The 16,711-nt window shown below is 68.4% G+C and carries 11 protein-coding genes; 4 read left to right on the top strand and 7 right to left on the bottom strand.

Annotated features, from left to right (window positions below):
- Positions 1 to 16: 16 nt before the first annotated feature.
- The 5 genes from AB0M14_RS29895 to AB0M14_RS29875 all read right to left on the bottom strand — a co-directional run bounded on the left by AB0M14_RS29895 (position 17) and on the right by AB0M14_RS29875 (position 4,914).
- Positions 17 to 1,636 (bottom strand): FAD-dependent oxidoreductase, encoded by a 1,620-nt coding sequence (locus AB0M14_RS29895; RefSeq protein WP_365000690.1) that lies wholly within the window; start codon positions 1,634 to 1,636, stop codon positions 17 to 19.
- 9 nt (positions 1,637 to 1,645) lie between these two features.
- Positions 1,646 to 2,533, bottom strand: a complete 888-nt coding sequence (locus AB0M14_RS29890) for a diiron oxygenase (protein ID WP_365000688.1) — start codon at positions 2,531 to 2,533, stop codon at positions 1,646 to 1,648.
- A gap of 127 nt (positions 2,534 to 2,660) precedes the next feature.
- On the bottom strand, positions 2,661 to 3,401 hold the full coding sequence (locus tag AB0M14_RS29885; protein WP_365000686.1) for an MBL fold metallo-hydrolase: 741 nt from the start codon (positions 3,399 to 3,401) through the stop codon (positions 2,661 to 2,663).
- On the bottom strand, positions 3,398 to 3,946 hold the full coding sequence (locus AB0M14_RS29880) for an SRPBCC family protein (protein ID WP_365000684.1): 549 nt from the start codon (positions 3,944 to 3,946) through the stop codon (positions 3,398 to 3,400). The genes AB0M14_RS29885 and AB0M14_RS29880 overlap by 4 nt, the downstream gene beginning before the upstream one ends.
- The gene (locus AB0M14_RS29875) at positions 3,943 to 4,914 is read right to left on the bottom strand and encodes an alpha/beta hydrolase (protein WP_365000681.1); all 972 of its coding nucleotides are present in this window, start codon (positions 4,912 to 4,914) and stop codon (positions 3,943 to 3,945) included. The genes AB0M14_RS29880 and AB0M14_RS29875 overlap by 4 nt, the downstream gene beginning before the upstream one ends.
- A gap of 151 nt (positions 4,915 to 5,065) precedes the next feature.
- Between AB0M14_RS29875 and AB0M14_RS29870 the strand changes: the two genes are divergently transcribed.
- From AB0M14_RS29870 to AB0M14_RS29855, 4 genes are all read left to right on the top strand, one after another.
- The gene (locus AB0M14_RS29870; protein ID WP_365000678.1) at positions 5,066 to 5,719 is read left to right on the top strand and encodes a TetR/AcrR family transcriptional regulator; all 654 of its coding nucleotides are present in this window, start codon (positions 5,066 to 5,068) and stop codon (positions 5,717 to 5,719) included.
- Positions 5,720 to 5,736: 17 nt separating this feature from the next.
- Positions 5,737 to 6,366, top strand: a complete 630-nt coding sequence (locus tag AB0M14_RS29865) for a TetR/AcrR family transcriptional regulator (protein ID WP_365000675.1) — start codon at positions 5,737 to 5,739, stop codon at positions 6,364 to 6,366.
- A gap of 92 nt (positions 6,367 to 6,458) precedes the next feature.
- Positions 6,459 to 7,973: an NAD(P)/FAD-dependent oxidoreductase gene (locus AB0M14_RS29860; protein WP_365000672.1), complete on the top strand. Its 1,515-nt coding sequence runs from the start codon at positions 6,459 to 6,461 to the stop codon at positions 7,971 to 7,973.
- 105 nt (positions 7,974 to 8,078) lie between these two features.
- Positions 8,079 to 8,729: an alpha/beta hydrolase-fold protein gene (locus AB0M14_RS29855; RefSeq protein WP_365000669.1), complete on the top strand. Its 651-nt coding sequence runs from the start codon at positions 8,079 to 8,081 to the stop codon at positions 8,727 to 8,729.
- 86 nt (positions 8,730 to 8,815) lie between these two features.
- Here AB0M14_RS29855 and AB0M14_RS29850 read toward each other — a convergent pair whose 3' ends face one another.
- A complete protein-coding gene (locus tag AB0M14_RS29850; RefSeq protein ID WP_365000667.1) occupies positions 8,816 to 15,580 on the bottom strand; it encodes an SAV_2336 N-terminal domain-related protein in 6,765 nt (2,254 codons plus the stop codon).
- Between the two features lie 7 nt (positions 15,581 to 15,587).
- Positions 15,588 to 16,697 (bottom strand): MoxR family ATPase, encoded by a 1,110-nt coding sequence (locus AB0M14_RS29845; RefSeq protein ID WP_365000664.1) that lies wholly within the window; start codon positions 16,695 to 16,697, stop codon positions 15,588 to 15,590.
- Between the last annotated feature and the right edge of the window lie 14 nt (positions 16,698 to 16,711).

Here is a 16,711-nt window from a genome sequence, read left to right as displayed (position 1 = left end):
TCGTTCCGGCGATGGTTCATCGGCGCGCGACGGCGGCCTGTTCGACGGGGTCGACGAGCTTTATTCGGGGGCGATCGGCCACCCGTCCGCGACGTTGTTCTTCGCGGTCCAGCCGGTGCCAGTTCCGGCGATCCAGCGGCCGCACACCGCGTTTCGCCAGTAACGCGTCGACGGTTCCGGCCGGGGGCGTGAGCAGATCGGCCGCGAAGTCGTCGAGCAGCGCGGCGACAGTCTCCTGCGAGCAGAAGCGGTTCGTACCGATCACTCCGCTGGCGCCTCGTTTGTGCCATCCGACGGTGTAGAGGCCCGGAATCGCTGGGCCACCGGGGAATTGGAGAACTCTCCCGTTCCGGTGCGGAGTCCGGCCGAGGACCGGGTCGAACGGAACACCGGGCAGCTGCCGGCTGTCGTGCCCGATGGCGTGCACGACCAGGTCGGCGGGAACAGTTCGGTGCTCGCTGCCGGAGCTGGTCCGGACCTCGATCTCGACGGCTCGGACTCGCTCATCGCCGAGAATCGCGACAACGGTCGAATGGAAGCCGAACCGAACGCGCTTGCCCCCGACCGCCGCGGCCTCGCGGGGGCTACGCAGCAAGGCGAGCTTGCGCCGCACGTGCGGCGGGTCGCACTCGGTCCAGTCCAGATCGCCCGCGACGAGGGACCGGGAGTCCGCCTCGACGGAGCCCTCGCCCATCCGCGCCAGGGCGGCGAGTTCCGGTTCGGTGCAAGCCGCGAACCGCGGGCCCCGCCTGCCCAGGATCAGGACATCCTGGAACCTGCTGTGCGCCAGTGCTTTCAGCGCATGGTCGGCGATGTCGGTCCGGTTCAGCCGGGTGGGGTCGGTGATGAGCAAGCGTGCGATGTCGAGCGCGACGTTGCCGTTGCCGATGACGACGGCGCTGTCGCCGGACAGGTCGACAGCACGACCGGCGAAATCAGGATGTCCGTTGTACCACTGGGCGAGATCGGTGGCGGAGAGGCTTCCGGCCAGGTCGGCGCCGGGTACCGCCAAGGTGCGCCCGTGGGCGGCGCCGGTCGCGACGATCACCGCGTGGTAGTGCCGGCGCAGCTCCTCGATGGCGAGGTCGCGGCCGATCTCGACACCCAGCCGCAACCGGAGATTGTCCTCGCGCGCAAGCAATTCGAACGTCCTGGCTACCGCTTTGGTCTCGGGATGATCCGGTGCGACGCCGGACCGCACCAGCCCCCACGGAGTGAGCAAGCGCTCGTACACGTCGACCTCGGCTCGGCGGTGCCGCAGCAGCTCCTCGGCCGCGTACATTCCCGCGGGCCCCGACCCGACGACAGCGACCCGGAGCCGACCACGGCCCGGCAGGACCGGAATGGCCCGAACAGGCCCGATCGACTGTCCGGATGCCGGACGCCCGGCGAAGTAGTCGGCGTTGACCGCTTTGTAATGGTGTTGCGCGACCGGCAGTTTCGACAGTGGAGCGATCGCGTCGACCGGACATGCATCCGCGCAGGCCCCGCAGTCGATGCAGGTCGCGGGATCGACGTGCAGCATCTCCGCCGTGGCGAAGCCGGGCTCGTCCGGGCGCGGGTGAATACAGTCCAGCGGACAGGCGGCAACGCATCGCGCGTCGCCACAGCACGATCCGGTGATGACGTGTGGCATGCGCGGGCCTCAGAGCACGCCGGCCGCGCGGCACACCGCGTCACCGAAGCGGTTGCGGATACCCAACTCAGCGAACGTGCGCATGGCCTGTTCTGCGGCCCAGCGCTGGGTCTCCCGCCAGTGGCGGTTGCGCCGCGCCGCACGGGTGGCGGCCCGCCGGTCCAGACCGGAGTTCTCGAATACCTCAGGCGAGACCATGAACCGGGTCACGACGTAGGCGATGGGTCCGTAAAGCACTGCCAGCAAAGCCTTTTCGAACGGTGAGCGCGGAACCCGCTCGACCAGTTCGGCCCGCGCGAACTTCAGGTGCCGCGACTCCTCGATGACATGGATGTGGCTGACCCGTCGAACCAGCGGCTGCACCGACTCGTCAGCGGCGGCCTCGCGCTGCAGCGCGTCGCCGTACTCCTCGAAGAACATCGCCAATGCCATCGCGATCACCGGCGGAGCGAAGGCGCCGAACAACTTTCCCGCCTGCCGCGCCCACCACGGCGGACCGTAGGTCGGTGCTCCGGTCGCGGCCACCATCCGGCCGAACATGGTCGAATGGCGGCACTCGTCGGCGATCTCGGTGTAAATGTGCCACGCGTAGGGCGTAGCGCCGTCGGCATTGTTGACCTGCCGGATCAGCATCTGCATCAGCAGCGTCTCTACCCACCACTCGATCGCGTGCATCGAGGCCAGCTGATGGATCGAGTACTCCACCTTCTGTTCCCAGCTCAACGCGTCCCAGATCGGTGTCCCGTACAGGGCGCTGCGATGCTCGGGTCCGAAGGCCATGCCGGGCACGAACCCGGCGTCCCAGTCGATATCGGTGTGCACATCGAACGACAGTTGCGCCGCACTGTCCACCAGCATCTGCGCGATCTCGTCGATATCCGAAGCGTGTAGCGCCATTGCCGGCTCCTCTGAATGACGATTCGAACGAGCCAATTATCCGTGACTCTCACTCACAGTATTACAGAATCTCATCAACCGCTAGACCTTTGTAATAAGCGGCTGGACGGTGCGCGCCACTCCCCACTCAGAACTCCAACGCCCACACCGATTCCGCATGGATCGGCCGACCGTGTCCCGGAAGCAGGTGCGCCACCGGCAAGTCGCGCAGTCGGCGCCTGGTGCGGTGCGCGGCCGCGGCGTCGACGATGTCCGGGGCGAAACGAGGCCGGCCGCCGATCGTGATGACGGCGTCGCCGGAGAGCAGCGTGCGTGTGCGCTCGTTCCAGAACACGATGCTGTCGTCGGTGTGCCCCGGGCTTTCGATCACAGTCCAGTCCGGCGCTTCCGGCAACGACATCCCTTCGGCCAGACCACCGGCAGGACGCGGTCCGGTCCACATCATGCCGCGCGGGCCGCCGAATCCGGCCGTGAAAGTGGCCTGGAGCGACCCCATCGCACCGCGGCGATCGAAGGGCTGCCCGATCAGCAGCGGCCACGCCCGCGCCATGTGCGCCAAGGACGGAGTCTTCGGGCGCGCCTTGTCGAGATAGGTCAAGGTGACCGCGGGCAGATAGATCGCCGCGCCGTATCGGCGCGCCAGGACCGCCGCACCGCCGACGTGATCGCCGTGCCCATGGGTGGCGGTGACGACTCGCACGGAACCGGGCAGCCCGGCCGTGATCGGCGCCAGATCCTCGGCAATCCGCGGCATCCCGGGATCCACCACTACCAGCGCGGCCGCATCGCCCAGGAGGTAGCAGTTGAAGAACCACCGCGAAACCCGGGCCACCGCCAGCCCGGGCATTTGTTCGACCACCAGACTCATGGGAACTCCGCGGTCGGCTCGGCCCGGCCGAGTCCGCGGACGGCCTGCGCGGTGAACGCCCGGTGTAGCGGCCGGGCGATCATCCGGGGCACCGGGATCCGCGGCGTCATCGCGACCCGCACGGTCAGCAAGGTGGAACCCTGTGCGACCGGCTGCAATTCGTAGGATTCGACGGCGGAGATCAGCGCTGGAACCGACATGCCGGTGAAGGTGTAATCGAGCCGTTCGCCCACCCGGTAGGTCGTGAACTCTTCACGGACTGCCAGCAGTGGATTGAGCAGCACTCGCGTCGCTCCCAGGCCACGATGGGGCGAGTCGTAGCGGAAGCCGGATACTCCCGCAAGCCAGGAGAAGCACGATTCGTCGATCAGGGCGTCGAAGACGGCTGTCGGCGGCATCGGCAGTTCGGCGTGCACGGAGGCCGTGACGGGTGCGGTGGCGAGATAGTCGTCGCTGCGTTCGGCGGGGATCGGCTCCAGTCGGAACCGCGACGCTGCCGCCACCGCACCGCCGGGCAGCAACCATTTGCGGACATCGGATCTCATGAATTCTCCTGAATGAAGCGCGCCATCTCGGCGATGGCTGGAACCGACTCCGGCAGAACGCCGAAGACGGGAAACCCGTGCGGCTGCCGGTCCCACAGTTGCAGTCGGCACAGAACGCCCGCGGCGGCCAGTCGCCGAGCCATGAGTTCGGCGTCGCAGCGCAGGAGTTCGGCGGTGCCGACCTGGATCAGCACCGGTGGCAGACCGTGCAGATCCGCATCCACCGGCGAGTCGGCGTAGCGCCCCCGCTCGTCGACGAGGAAACGACGGACCAGCCGCTGCACAGCGGAGGCGGAGAAGAAGACTTCGGTCCGGCGGTTCGGAGATTCCGCTCTGGCCGCGCCGTCGAAGTCCGTCCACGGCGACGCCGCCACGATGCTGCCCGGTAACGGCAGGCCCACGGCCCCGGCCGCCAGCGGCACCGCGAACGCCAGACATCCGCCGCTGGAGTCCCCGGCGCAGACCAGACGATCCGGCGAGAACCCGCGCGCCAGCAGGTATCGATAGGCCTGCACACCGTCGGCGACGATCTCCGGAAGTCGCGCAGGCAGCTTTCGATAGCCCACCAGGCATACCGGCAGTCCGGTCGCGGTCGACAGTCTCGCCGCCATCCCCCGGAAGGTGCGCAATCCGCCGGCGGCGAACGCGCCACCGTGGAAATACAGCACCGCGCCGGGAGCCGATTCCGGCGTTGCCGCGGTCGAGCACCACACCCATTCGAGGTCGAGATCCGGCAGGTACACCGGCCGCCTGGACCGCCCCTCAGGTGTTCGGTGCAGGATTCCCGCATAGTCGCTCACCGCCGCCAGTCCCACATTCCACGGGCGCGCGAACACCGAGGAGAACTCGATGACCGTGCGCGCGACCGGCCGCAGGGCCGTGGTCACCACCCGGGATCGCCGGCTTGCGGGGCCGAACTGTTCGACAACAAGACCGTCTACCGCGGGGCTGTTCGCGCGCACACTCACGATCGGCGACAATATGACAGTGCCGTAAGACACGCAATGGATCGTCGCCTGAATGGCGAATAAGCGCCGATGGCCGGGTGATAAAGTCGAGCACGCCTGTTCTCAGGCCGTTGCCAGGAGGCAAACTCGGATTCGACCGGAAGAGGTGGCCGTGACGGCGGGGCGGAACACTCGCGCCAAACGGCGATACGCACCGCGGTTGACCCTCCCCGAGCGCCGGGAGCAACTGATGGACGCCGCCATGCGCCAGATCGCCGAATCCGGTTTCCAATCGGTAAGCGTCATGGCCATCACCCGCCGCGCCGAAGTGACCCGCCCGGTCTTCTATGACGCCTTCCAGGGCACCGACGACCTGCTGCTGGCATTGCTGGAGCGCGAGGGGCAGCGCGTCACCGCCCAGATCGACTCGGTCTTCCCCGCCGAAATCGCCGCTCGCGTCGCCGATTTCGATCTCGACAGCATCATCGGAAACTTCCTCGCACTGGTGGTTCGCCACCCCGATACCTGGCGGCTGGTCTTCTCCGGAGCCGCCGGCCTGCCGGAAACCGTGCGGCAGTGGATCTCCGCGCACCGCGAGAGCCTGCGCACCCGGCTCGCCGCGGTACAAACCGAACTCGCCGCCACCGGCCGGGTGCCCGGCGATCTCGATGTCGAGGTCGCCTCGCATCTGGTGATCGGCTTCGCGGAGATGGCGAGCCGGCTGGTGCTCGAAGACCCCGACCGCTATCCCCCACAGCGCGTCGTGGATTTCTACTCGACGACCATCACCGCGGCGGGGAAGTTGCTCGCCGCCGACCCGGACTGAAAGGGGACATACCAGCGATGCCACCCACAGGCCGGACCGGACACGGCCGCTCCGCGCAACGCGAGCGACGTGAGCAGATCCTCGACGCCGCACTAGATCTCGTTGTAGCACAGGGCTTTCCGGGCTGCACGATGCAGTCGATCGCGCGCAGCCTCGGCGTGACCCGACCCGCCCTGTACGAGTACTACCGCGACCACGAGCAGCTCCTCGCCGACCTGGTCGCCCGCGAGCACCAGAAGACCGTCGAGCTGGTCGTCCGCTGCACCACCGCCGCCGCCGCGGACAACGAGGACCCCGAAGGCTTGTTCGTGGCGTTTCTGCGCGAATACCTCGACAGCGTGGCGGCGGCGCCACGCACCTGGCGGTTCATGCTGACCTCGCCGCTGGGTGCGCCGTTGCAGGTCCGCGATGACATCGACGCGTTGCGCCGCCTGGTCCTCGAACAGGTGCGATTCGCAGTGCGCTCGCTGCCCGAACCCTACGGCGGGGCCGAGGTCGACGCCGAGATGGCGGCGTTGTCGATCATCGCCGGGGCCGAGTCCGCGGCCCGGCTGGTGCTCGAGGACCCCGAGCGCTTCCCGCCCGAGCGGGTCGCGACGGTGATCTCTACGCTGGCCCGGCAGGTGGCCCGGGCGTGGCCGCGCTGAGGGCGCGGCCCTCCGGTACCGAATTCGACTGTTGACCTCCTCGACGGCGGCCTTTACTGTCCAATATGACACCGCCGTAAGTAGGAGCGTTCATGATCGCAGCAGTTGCACCCGATTACGAAGTGGCCGTTCTCGGCGGGGGGCTCGGCGGACTCGGCGCCGGCGCGATGCTCACCCGAGCCGAAATAGCCGACTTCGTGATCATCGAAGGCACCCAGGCCCTCGGCGGTACCTGGCGGGACAACGTCTATCCCGAGGTCGCCGTCGACGTGCCCGCCCTCGCGTACCAGTTCTCGTTCGACAAGTATTCGCAGTGGACTCGGGTGTACGCGCCGGGCGAGGAAATCCGCAGGTACATAGAGCATTTCGCCGATAAGTACGCGCTGCGTGAACGCTGCCGGTTCGGCACGGTGGTCGAACGACTCGAATACGACGAGGACCGCGGGTGGTGGCGGGTGCGGACCTCGGGCGGCCTGATCACCGCGCGGTACGTGATCTCGGCGCTCGGCGGTCTCACCGAGCCGAAGCTGCCCGACATCCCCGGTCTCGACTCCTTCCAGGGGCCGGTGGCGCATTCCGCGCGCTGGCCACAGGATCTCGACGTTCCCGGTACCCGGATCGCGCTGATCGGCACCGGGGCCAGCGCCGTGCAAATCGTGCCGTGGCTGACCGAGCATGCCGCCGCCACTTTCGTCTACCAGCGGACGCCCATCTGGGTCATGCCGAAGGCGGACCTGCCGATACCGCGAGCCGCTCGCACCGCGCTCGAGCGCGCTCCTGGCCTGCATACCGGCTTGTACCTTCTGGCATCGGCGGCGACGGAGGCGCTGATGACGCTGGGCGCGGTGTACAACCGGCAGTTGAAACCGCTGACCCGTGCCGTCGAGGCGTTGGGCCGGCTCTACCTGCGGTCGCAGGTTTCCGATCCGCGGCTGCGCCGACAGCTGACCCCGCAGTACGGTTTCGGCTGCAAGCGACCGACCATGTCCAACAAGTACTTCCGTGCCTTCGGGCGCGGCGGCGCCGAACTGGTCACCGCGCCGATCGAACAGGTGACGGCCACCGGCATCCGCACGGCCGACGGGGTGCACCGGGAGGTCGACGCGATCGTGTGCGCGACCGGATTCCTGGTGACCGAGGCCGAGAACATGCCCAAGGTGCCGACCATCGGCCGCGGCGGGCAGGACCTCGGCAAATTCTGGGAAGAGCAACGGTTGCAGGCCTATGAGGGCAATACGGTGCCGGGGTTCCCCAACCTCTTCCAGACCTTCGCCCCGTACTCGGTGATCGGCACGTCCTGGCTTTTCATGATCGAATATCAAGTAACCCATGCGATTCGGGTGATGACCGAGACTCGGCAACGGGGTGCGGTCAGCGCCGAGATCCGGCAGGAGCACCACGACGAGTACTTCCGCCGTACCTTGCGCCGGATGCGCAACACCGTGTTCTTCGCCAACAACTGCGCGAGCTCCAACAGCTACTACTTCGACCGGCATGGCGACGCACCGCTGCTGCGCCCCTCGACGATGCTCGAAGCATGGTGGCGGGCAAGGCATTTCGATCTGGATCACTACCGGTATCGCACGGCAGAGTGGACCACCTCGTGAGCGGGGCCGACCTACCGCTTCCCCTTGCAGAGGCCAGGTAGCCGCTGAGACGGGTACAGTCTGCGTCGTCTTGCCGACGCCACCGCCGTCCCGGAGGAATCGACGATGTCCATCGCGGGTGATCTGGTCACCGAGACCTTCGGCTACGACGGCGGTCGCCAGGTCACAGTTTATGTCCCGCCGGATCGGCCCGGGGCGATCGTGTATGCCGGTGACGGCGAGTTGATCTCGCAGTGGGGCGCTGATCTCGAGGCCGCAGATGTCCCGGCTACGGTGGTTGTCGGTGTACACCGCGCGGCCGATGAGACCGTGCGGCTGCACGAGTACTCACCGGGCTTCGATCCGGCGCGATTCTCAGCGCACGAGCGGTTCTTCTGCGAAGAGGTCGGCCGATGGGTGCGGTCGCGGTTCGGGATAGCCTTGCCCGCCGAGCGGACCGTGGTCTGCGGTGTCTCGGCCGGCGGAGAACTGGCGCTGGCGGTGGGGATTCGGCATCCCGACCTCTACGGCTCCGTCTGGTGCGCCTCCCCCGGCGGAGGCTACCGTCCACCTGCCGACCTGCCGAGCTCGCTTCCGCGGACCTACCTCGTCGCCGGCACGCTGGAGCCGTTCTTCCGCCAGAATGCGGCCCGATGGGCAGACGCGCTCCGGGATGCCGGGGCAGATGTCGTGCTCAACGAGCGGGTCGGATCTCACGGCGACGCGTTCTGGCGCGAAGAGTTTTCGCTGATGGCGGCGTGGTCATTTGCACGATGAGGAACCTGGTTTCGCCCCGTACGGCCCGCAGCCGAAAGCTCAGCCGCGCCCCGAGTTCGCGGAACCCGACGGCAGCCGGATCGCAATCAGGACGGAGGCCGGTTCTGTCCCGCGTCTCGTGCGGCGATCGCCCGGGCGAGGCGGGCTCGGTTGCCCTCGACATCAGGGTGATCCGGGCCGAGCAGGCGCTCCCGGTCCGCGAGCAGGCTCTGCAATTCCCGGATCGCGCCATCCCGGTCTCCGCCTTCTTCGCGCAGCGCAACGAGTTGCTCGCGTACCGCGAACGACTCTTCATTGCCCGGACCGAGTTCGCGCGCGCGTGCGTCGAGCAGTTCCTGCAAGGTGTCGATCGCGCCCACGATGTCACCCACCTGTGCGCGCAGCCGCCCGTAGTCCTGCCACAGGTCGAGCTTGTCGGCAGCGGCCACCTCGTCCAACTGCGACAGTAATCGCTGGGTCTGCGCCAGCGCGCCGCTCAGATCCCCGGCCCGCTCCTGCCAGATCGCGAGCTGTCGTTGCGTAGCAACGGTTTCCGGATGATCGAACCCGAGCGTATCCGTCTGCGCACTCCACACCGCCCCCAGATCCCGCACTGCGGCGGCCGCATCCCCGCTCTTGCCACGCCACACGGCGAGTTCGGTTCGTACCCGCAGAGTCTGCGGGTCGTTCGGGCCTTTCGTCAGCGCCAGATCGCTCCACAACTCCAGCAGGATCTCAGCGGCCGCGGCCGGATCACCGCTCGCACCATGGACTTCCGCGAGATCGGCTCGCGCGCGCAAGGTCTCGTCGTGGTCGGCACCCAGCAGCCGCTCCGACTCCCGGATCAACTGCTCGTACTCGGCGATGGCCGCGCGGTAAACCTCCGCGCCGCCTCTCTCCTCGGCGATCTCGAAACGCACCCCGGCTAGCTCGCGAAGAACGCGCAGGAAGTCCGGCTGGTCGACTCCTCGCGTGTCCTGCGACAGCCTTTGGAGAAGGCTTGCCGCCGCTGGGAGATCACCGCTGTCGCGCAACAGCACCGCCTGCCGGAAACGGACATCGAGCGCGGCCGGATGACCGATTCCCAGCGCACGCTGGAAATCCTCGGCCAGCCGCTCGTACTCACGAAGCGCCGCACGGACATCGCCGACCGCGGCCCGCGCGTCCGCAAGGCGACCGCGAGCGAAAAGGACAGCGGCGTGGCCCGGACCCTCCTCCCGCCGCAGTTCGGTCACCCGGCGTTCCAGGTAGGCCATCGCCCGCACCGTTTCCGGATCGTGCGCACCCAGCACCCGCACCAAATCCGTGAAAAGGACACCCAGGGGGTCTTCCGCGAACGACAGCCCCTCACCTGCGTCCTGCGCGATCGCGACATTGAGTCGGGTACGCAGAGTATCGGGATGATCCGGCCCTAGCGTGGCGAGCTGTTCGGCCAGCAGCCGCTCGCTGTCCTCGGCGGCCACCGCTCCCCCGGTATCGTTCGGTCCCTGTTCGAATCGCATGATGGCAGTGATCAATTCACCCTTGCGCAGGCGGGTGACACCCTGGATGCCGAGCGCCCACGCGAGGGTGCGCAAATCGGCCAGCAGTATCCCACTGAGCCGGGACCGCGCTACCGCCACCTCGTCGTGGGCCGGACCGGCACTCGATGACGGCTGACGGTTCCCGAGTGCGGCAATGGCAGCAGCCAATTCGGCCTTCGGCAAACTCTCGGCTCCGTCGACGGCAAGTGCCGTTGCGAATCTCCGCAACTGCGATATCGACATGCGCGTCAACGCCGTCCGCGCCGTTTTCGAGTCGGCGGCGGACGCCGGATCGGCTGGATCCGCGTCGGTCCGAGGTGAGCTGATTTCCTCGTTCACCTCAGTCGCGGATCCCTCGGAGAAGGTCTCGGCGCTTCTGGTGAGTATGTCGACCAGCGGGCGCACCCCGGTCTCGTCGAGCTCGTCGATCTCCAGCGCTCGAATACCCCGGACGAAGTATGGGCGGTCGGCGAGGGTGCCGCCGGGGAGGATCACGGGCACAACATGTTCCAGGGACATCACCTCGCGGGACATCGAGACCTCGGTCAGGCTGCGATCGAGCGCGCGGAAGTAGCGGAAGAACCGGTCACGACCGCGGTTGGTCTGCGTGTGGCCGGCTACCGCGACGAGCACCCAGTCGGCGAAGCGGACGGCCTGCTGCAACTCCGCTTCCCAGGGTCCCGCCAGGTCGGGGTTCGGGAGAACGGACGTCGTCTCAATTCCGTTGTGCAGCAACAGGTCTCGCAGCACCAGCACTTGCCGTTCGGCAGCCGGGGTTTCGCAGATCCCCGCGATGAGGACCCGCGGTCGCGGCTCCGCACGGGACCCTTCGGCGCGTGTCTGGTCCGGCTGCTGCCCACTCGCAGCGGTCGGCTCGTTCGCGCCCGCGGCCATGGTGCTGCTGAGCCACAGGTGGTCCGCCAGCTCTTCCCAGGACGAATTCGCCAACTCGGTACCGGCAGGCGCCGTCTGGGTCGGCGAGCCGCGTAGTGCCGCGACCATCGTCCGCCGCCGCTTCACGTAGTCGTTGATCGCCGTGAGCAACCCCGCGTTGGGTAGGTCGTCGACGTCGGTGAGGCCGAACGCTGCTGCGATGGCGCGCAATTCGGCTCGGTTCATACGACCGAAGCCCGACCGGACGACCACCGGAGTGAGGCCGACGCTCGGCGGCCCCGCGTCGATGTACTCCCGAATCGCCGCGATCAACTCGCCCTCGTCCATGGACTTGGCACCCTCGATGCCGAAGGCACCGGCCAGCCCGCGCAACTGCGGCGCGGACAATGCCGGGAGACCCGGCGCGGCGACCGGCATGGGCGGTATCCGCGAGCGCCGCCGCTGGAGGTCCTCGGCGATCGACTGGCGCAGGTCTCGCGGGCGCATGACCGGGGCACCGTCGATGTAGAGTGCGCCTGCCAGAGTTCGCTGTTGGGCAACGGTGAGAGCGGCCAAACGCGTCTGCACGACGGTGGGGGCCGGGGTCGACGCATCGGCATCGAGGTACCGGGAGATCGTCGCGATCATCTCCTCGCGGTCCGTGCCCGTGCTGTCGCCCGCGCCGAAAACCCTTGCGAAGGCGCGCAAGTCCGCATTGGAGAGTGCCGCGAGATCCGGATCGCGAGGCCGCAGATCACCTTCTGGCCGACGGCCGCTGCTGTGCGCGCCCGACCCCGCCACCGCCTCGCCGCCCGCTGCTCCCGTCCCTGACTCCGCAGCAGTGTCGCCGCTGGGCGCCGGCCTCCCTGCCTCCGCAGCAGTGTGGCCGCTGGGCACCGGCCCATTGTCCGCGTCGGGAGGCGCACTGCGGTTCGCTACGAATTCTTCTATCGCCGTTGTCAATTCGCGGCGATGCGCAATGTAGGCGTCGATCGCCGTGATCAACTCGGCCTTGCGCATGCCGCTGGTGACCTTGATGCCGAACGCCCCGGCGAGGGTACGCAATTGCGCGCGGGTCAGCGCGGCCACACCGACTTGGGCAATGTCATCCTGGGTCCATGCCTGGCCTGGCGCGGGACGCTGGTTCACGTATTCCTCGATGGCCGTGATCAGCTCCTGCTTGCGCAGGCGGTGGACTCTGTCGACGCCGAAAGCGCTGGCGAAGGTACGCAATTCCGGCACGGTCAAGGCGGACAGACCCGGGGCCGCGACGTCAGCCGCCGGGGTGTCCGCGACTCGCTTCTCAGCAGGCGCGTCCTGATCGTCCGAGGACTGCTCGGCAGGGGGCGGTAGTGGCTGCGGCCCAATGGATCGCGGTTCGGCTTCGCCGATGATCGGGACCCACGGCGGCCTGGCCGTGCTGACCTGCGGGTCCGACGTCGCGTCGTCGGCCCCGGCGTCGAGCGGAGTCGCCGGATAGACCTGGCGGAAATGCGGGCCCGCGAGAGTGGCGAAGTCAGGATCTCGCAGGAGTTCGCCGATGCCCCGTAGCCGAATGTCCGGCACGACACCGGAGACGATGCCGAGCAGCGCCTGTTTGTAGAACGCCGGGCTGGCTCCGAGATCCGGGTTCATCCTCTCCCGTTCCTCGCCCACGAACGCGAGGAAAACCGGTGCGGAGGGGTCCGAGCGCAATTCGATCTCGCCGAACGCGATGGTGGGTTCCGGACCGGAGGTCGCGTCGGAATCCGCGAGGCCCGCCGCGAACAGTTGACACTGTTGCCGAACAGGAATGTCGTCGGGATCGGCCCAGTCGATGGCGGTGTCGGGAATGTCGGCCAGTGCTTCGTCCAGTGCCAGGAGCGCCGCGCCCAGTCCGGGATTCACCCAAACCGGCTCGGCGGTGGCCCCCGCCGAGGAGACACCGAACTGGCTCAGTACCACCGATGTCCCGGATCGCACGGCGCGGGCGCTGGTCAAAACCAGACGCGAGGTGACGACGAACCCGGTCTCGAAAACCAGACCGTCCCGGGAAACGGTGCCGCGCTCGGTGACCAGCACGAAGCGGTCGGGGACATCGACGGACTCGGTCCACAGGTTGGCCGGTTCCTCGACCAGATTCCGAACCAGGGCCAGCGCGGTTTCCTGAATGTCGATACACCGCTCCAGCACACCGAATTCCTCGACCTCGGCGTCCGCGATCACCTCTTCGACCTCGTCGGGAGGAACGCCCGCACGTGCGGCGAAGGCAAGGGCAGCGACGCTGTACAGCCGCCTGCGCTCCTCATTGGTGGCCGCCAGCGGCCGCAGTGGATGCCCATAGTCCGGACCGACCCACCTGCTCCGCGGGACGCCCTCGACCGCATTCGGCGCGAACACGTTCACCAGCGACTCGCGCAAAGTCGCCTGCCAATGCGGGTCGGGCTCGGCCACCAGCAGAGCCCGGAGCTGGAATGAAGCCCGCATCGGCATCTCCGCGAGCATGAGCACGAGGTCGTGGAGTTCCCAGGCGTCGCAGTCGTCCACGATAAGCAGCACCTGCGCGCGATCGCCGCCGGACCAGTCGAAATCCCGCTGTTCCAGGTCCGTGTGCGGGCGCGCCTGCCAGACCACCCATCCGCGTTCTCGGGCGTCCGCGGCGAGTTCGACAGCCAGACGGGTCCTGCCCTCGCCGGGATCACCCACGACAAGACGAATCCACCCCGGGGGCTGGTTCTCCTGCGGCAGCCACGATCGATCCCGCCATTCGATCAGTTCGCGCATTTCGGTGTCACGGCCGACGAACGGGACGATACGTCGATGGGGCGCGAGCAGATCCGCGTCCCGGCGGACCGGTTCGTCCGCCAGCGGCTCCGGAAACTCCTCCACCACATAGGATTCCGTCGCGCGGACCACCGGGGGCCCGACAATGACCACTGGGGACGCACCGGTCACCTCGACCCGAACGTGGTCGGGCACCACGATCTGCCCCTCGACCGGCTGCACCGTGATGCCGCGCGGCGCTCCGGCCCCGTGCGCGAAAGGACTCGCGTCCTCCGGAATCGGGTACACCCCGTCGGGAGTCCCCTGCGTCACGGGGAAATCCCCGGCCGCATCGCTCGGCCCCCGCAGATAATCCGAGATCGCCCGCCGCACGAGTTCCTGTGTGGCGGTGATGTCGTGCCGATGCTGCGAGCCGAGCAACGCTTCCCGAACCCCGGGCAGGAACCGCAGTTCCACCCGATCGGGATCGATCTCGTCGTCCCAGTCCTCGATCAAACCGCTCAGCGCGACTTCCGCGAGATGACCGTGATCGGCATCCGGAACCATCACCGCGCGAACGAGATTCATGACCGGCAAGGTCAGCGGGACCGCGGACAGATATCCCGCCAGCTCCTGGGCCACCGGTGACGCGGTCGCCTGAAAGTGTTGCAGCACTGCCGAACTCGCGGCAGGCCGAGCGGGCACGTGACTCTCGGACTCGATGTCCAGGCAGCTGAGGCGATGCCAGGTCCCATCTCCGGCGACAAGACGCGCGAGCCCGCCGAGCGCGTGCGGTGCGACGGTGACGATCGGGACGGCGGTGCGCACGGCGCGAGCGCGGCGGCGGGGACGGGCCGCGCGGATACTCCACACACCGTTCGGGGCCGCCGGTGCATGCGCCCGCACGAGTAGCGAAGTCGGCCGGACCGCGCCCCGGTTCCACAACCGTTCGGGCAGCACGTTGACCATGGCGACCGTGCTGTGTGTGCACCACTGGCGCAGGACCTGCCGCATGCGCGGATGCGTCCACCCGTCGGAGACGGTGTCGGTGAGTAGCAGGATGAGCTGATTGCCGGCCGGATCGGCGAGCTCGTGCGGGGTGCGGGACTGGCCGGTCGGAGTGGCCGAGATGGCCGGGCCGCCCGCCTCGGTGGGCTGGTGCAGGTACCAGGTGCGGATGCCGCGGAACAGGCCGGTCTGCAAGACGGTGCGGCGGATCTCGCGAATCATGTCGTGCCACAGCAGCATCGAGTGGTGCGTGTCCACGACGAGGGTGAGGTCGAGCCAGCGGTCCTTGGCCGGGCGCAGCACCGGCACCAGCATGCGCTGATCGATGCTCGCGGTGACGGTGGCTTCCTCGTCGAGCTCGACGTGCCGTCCCGCGCCGATCGCCCGGCGGCCCAGCGGGCACAGGGCACGCATGACCGCGAGCGGTTCCAGCAGGGTGCGCGCCCGCCGCACACGCACACGCTCGCCGCGCTGCTCGGTGCGGGCGGGTGTGGGCCGGGTCGCCGGGTACAGGGGTGGGCCGAGCGTCGTCGCCGGTTCCTCGACGGGTGATCGCGGCGGGTGCGGACGGGTCGGCGGCGGGTCGGCGAAGGTCTCTTCCGCCGCCGGTTTTTCACCGGGCTCGTTCCCGGCGACATGATCGGCCAACCACAGGATGTCGGCCAGCTCCTCGGACCCGATATCGGCGCCCGAGTCGGTGAGCAGCCGCAGTAGCCGATCGATCATCCGGCTGTCATACGTTCGGGCCGGTCAGCGGCTGCAGAGTGTTCGCGAGGAATTCCTCGTGGTCTTCGGCGTCGCCCCAGGCCCCGCTCAGGCGCAGCTGGATCGCGTTGAGCAGTTGGTCGGTGGCGAGGTCGCCGTCGGCGCGGCGGGTGAGGAAATCCTCGATGAGCGCGTCGAATCGCTTGTCCCCCGGCGCGATCGCCAGACGTGTGGTCACGATCTGGCGCAGTTTGTCTCCGGCGGGCGGTTCGATGCGCAGCCGGATGCAGCGGCGCAGGAACGGCGCCGGGAAATCACGTTCCCCGTTGCTGGTCATGATGATGATCGGGAACGCCGAGCAGGTGACGGCGCCGCGGTCGACGCGCGCCTCGGGGGCGGCGCTGTCCTGGGTGCCGACGCGTACTCGTGGCTGCTGGGCCGCCAGGCGGGCCAGTTCCGGGATTTCGAAGGAGCCGTCCTCGAAGACGGTCAGCAGGTCGCCGGGCAAATCGATATCGCTCTTGTCGATCTCGTCGATCAGCACGACCCGCGGGCGCGGCTGCGGGATCAGCGCGGTGCCCAGCGAACCCAGGCGCAGGTAGTGCGCGATCGTAGCGGCCTGGCTCCCCGCGGGCCGGCCGCCGCGCACCCTCGGATTGCGCTGCGGGACAGTCTGTTTGACCAGGTGTTGCAGGTTGGCGTCGTGCAGGCGGCTGATCGCGTCGTAGTGGTAGAGCCCGTCGCGCAGGCTGCTGCGGCTGGTGATCGGCCAGTGCAGCACCGGGCCCAGCTCCAGGTCGGTCGCGATGCTGTGCGCCAGCGTGGTCTTGCCGACCCCCGGTTTCCCGGTGACCAGCAGCGGCCGGCGCAGCAGCAGGGCGGTGTTGACGGCATTGATCTCGACTTCGTCGGGCACGTAACCAGCACCGCGCCGGGCGGTTTCGGCGCCGGCGGGACTGTCCATGCCGGGCGGGCGGTAGTCGGGGTCGGCAACGCCGGGAAACCGCCGCCACGGCGGCTCGTCGCCGGCCAGCCGCGCCCAGCGTTCGGCGACCGTGCCCGGCCCTTTGTAGATCCACCAGTCCTTCACCGTGCCCCCAACCTGTGCTTGGTCCACCACCATTCCATCCTGGGCCATGATCGGCGCCGCGA

This window comes from Nocardia sp. NPDC051832, from assembly GCF_040681285.1.
Lineage (GTDB): Bacteria > Actinomycetota > Actinomycetes > Mycobacteriales > Mycobacteriaceae > Nocardia.
The sequence above is the reverse complement of the archived record's forward strand: the minus strand, read 5'-3'. Positions and strand labels throughout refer to the sequence as shown.

Coding starts and splice junctions, on each gene's coding strand:
- AB0M14_RS29895 (WP_365000690.1), bottom strand. CDS start 1,636: ATGCCACACGTCATCACCGGATCGTGCTGTGGCGACGCGCGATGCGTT.
- AB0M14_RS29890 (WP_365000688.1), bottom strand. CDS start 2,533: ATGGCGCTACACGCTTCGGATATCGACGAGATCGCGCAGATGCTGGTG.
- AB0M14_RS29885 (WP_365000686.1), bottom strand. CDS start 3,401: ATGAGTCTGGTGGTCGAACAAATGCCCGGGCTGGCGGTGGCCCGGGTT.
- AB0M14_RS29880 (WP_365000684.1), bottom strand. CDS start 3,946: ATGAGATCCGATGTCCGCAAATGGTTGCTGCCCGGCGGTGCGGTGGCG.
- AB0M14_RS29865 (WP_365000675.1), top strand. CDS start 5,737: ATGCCACCCACAGGCCGGACCGGACACGGCCGCTCCGCGCAACGCGAG.
- AB0M14_RS29860 (WP_365000672.1), top strand. CDS start 6,459: ATGATCGCAGCAGTTGCACCCGATTACGAAGTGGCCGTTCTCGGCGGG.
- AB0M14_RS29855 (WP_365000669.1), top strand. CDS start 8,079: ATGTCCATCGCGGGTGATCTGGTCACCGAGACCTTCGGCTACGACGGC.
- AB0M14_RS29850 (WP_365000667.1), bottom strand. CDS start 15,580: ATGATCGATCGGCTACTGCGGCTGCTCACCGACTCGGGCGCCGATATC.
- AB0M14_RS29845 (WP_365000664.1), bottom strand. CDS start 16,697: ATGGCCCAGGATGGAATGGTGGTGGACCAAGCACAGGTTGGGGGCACG.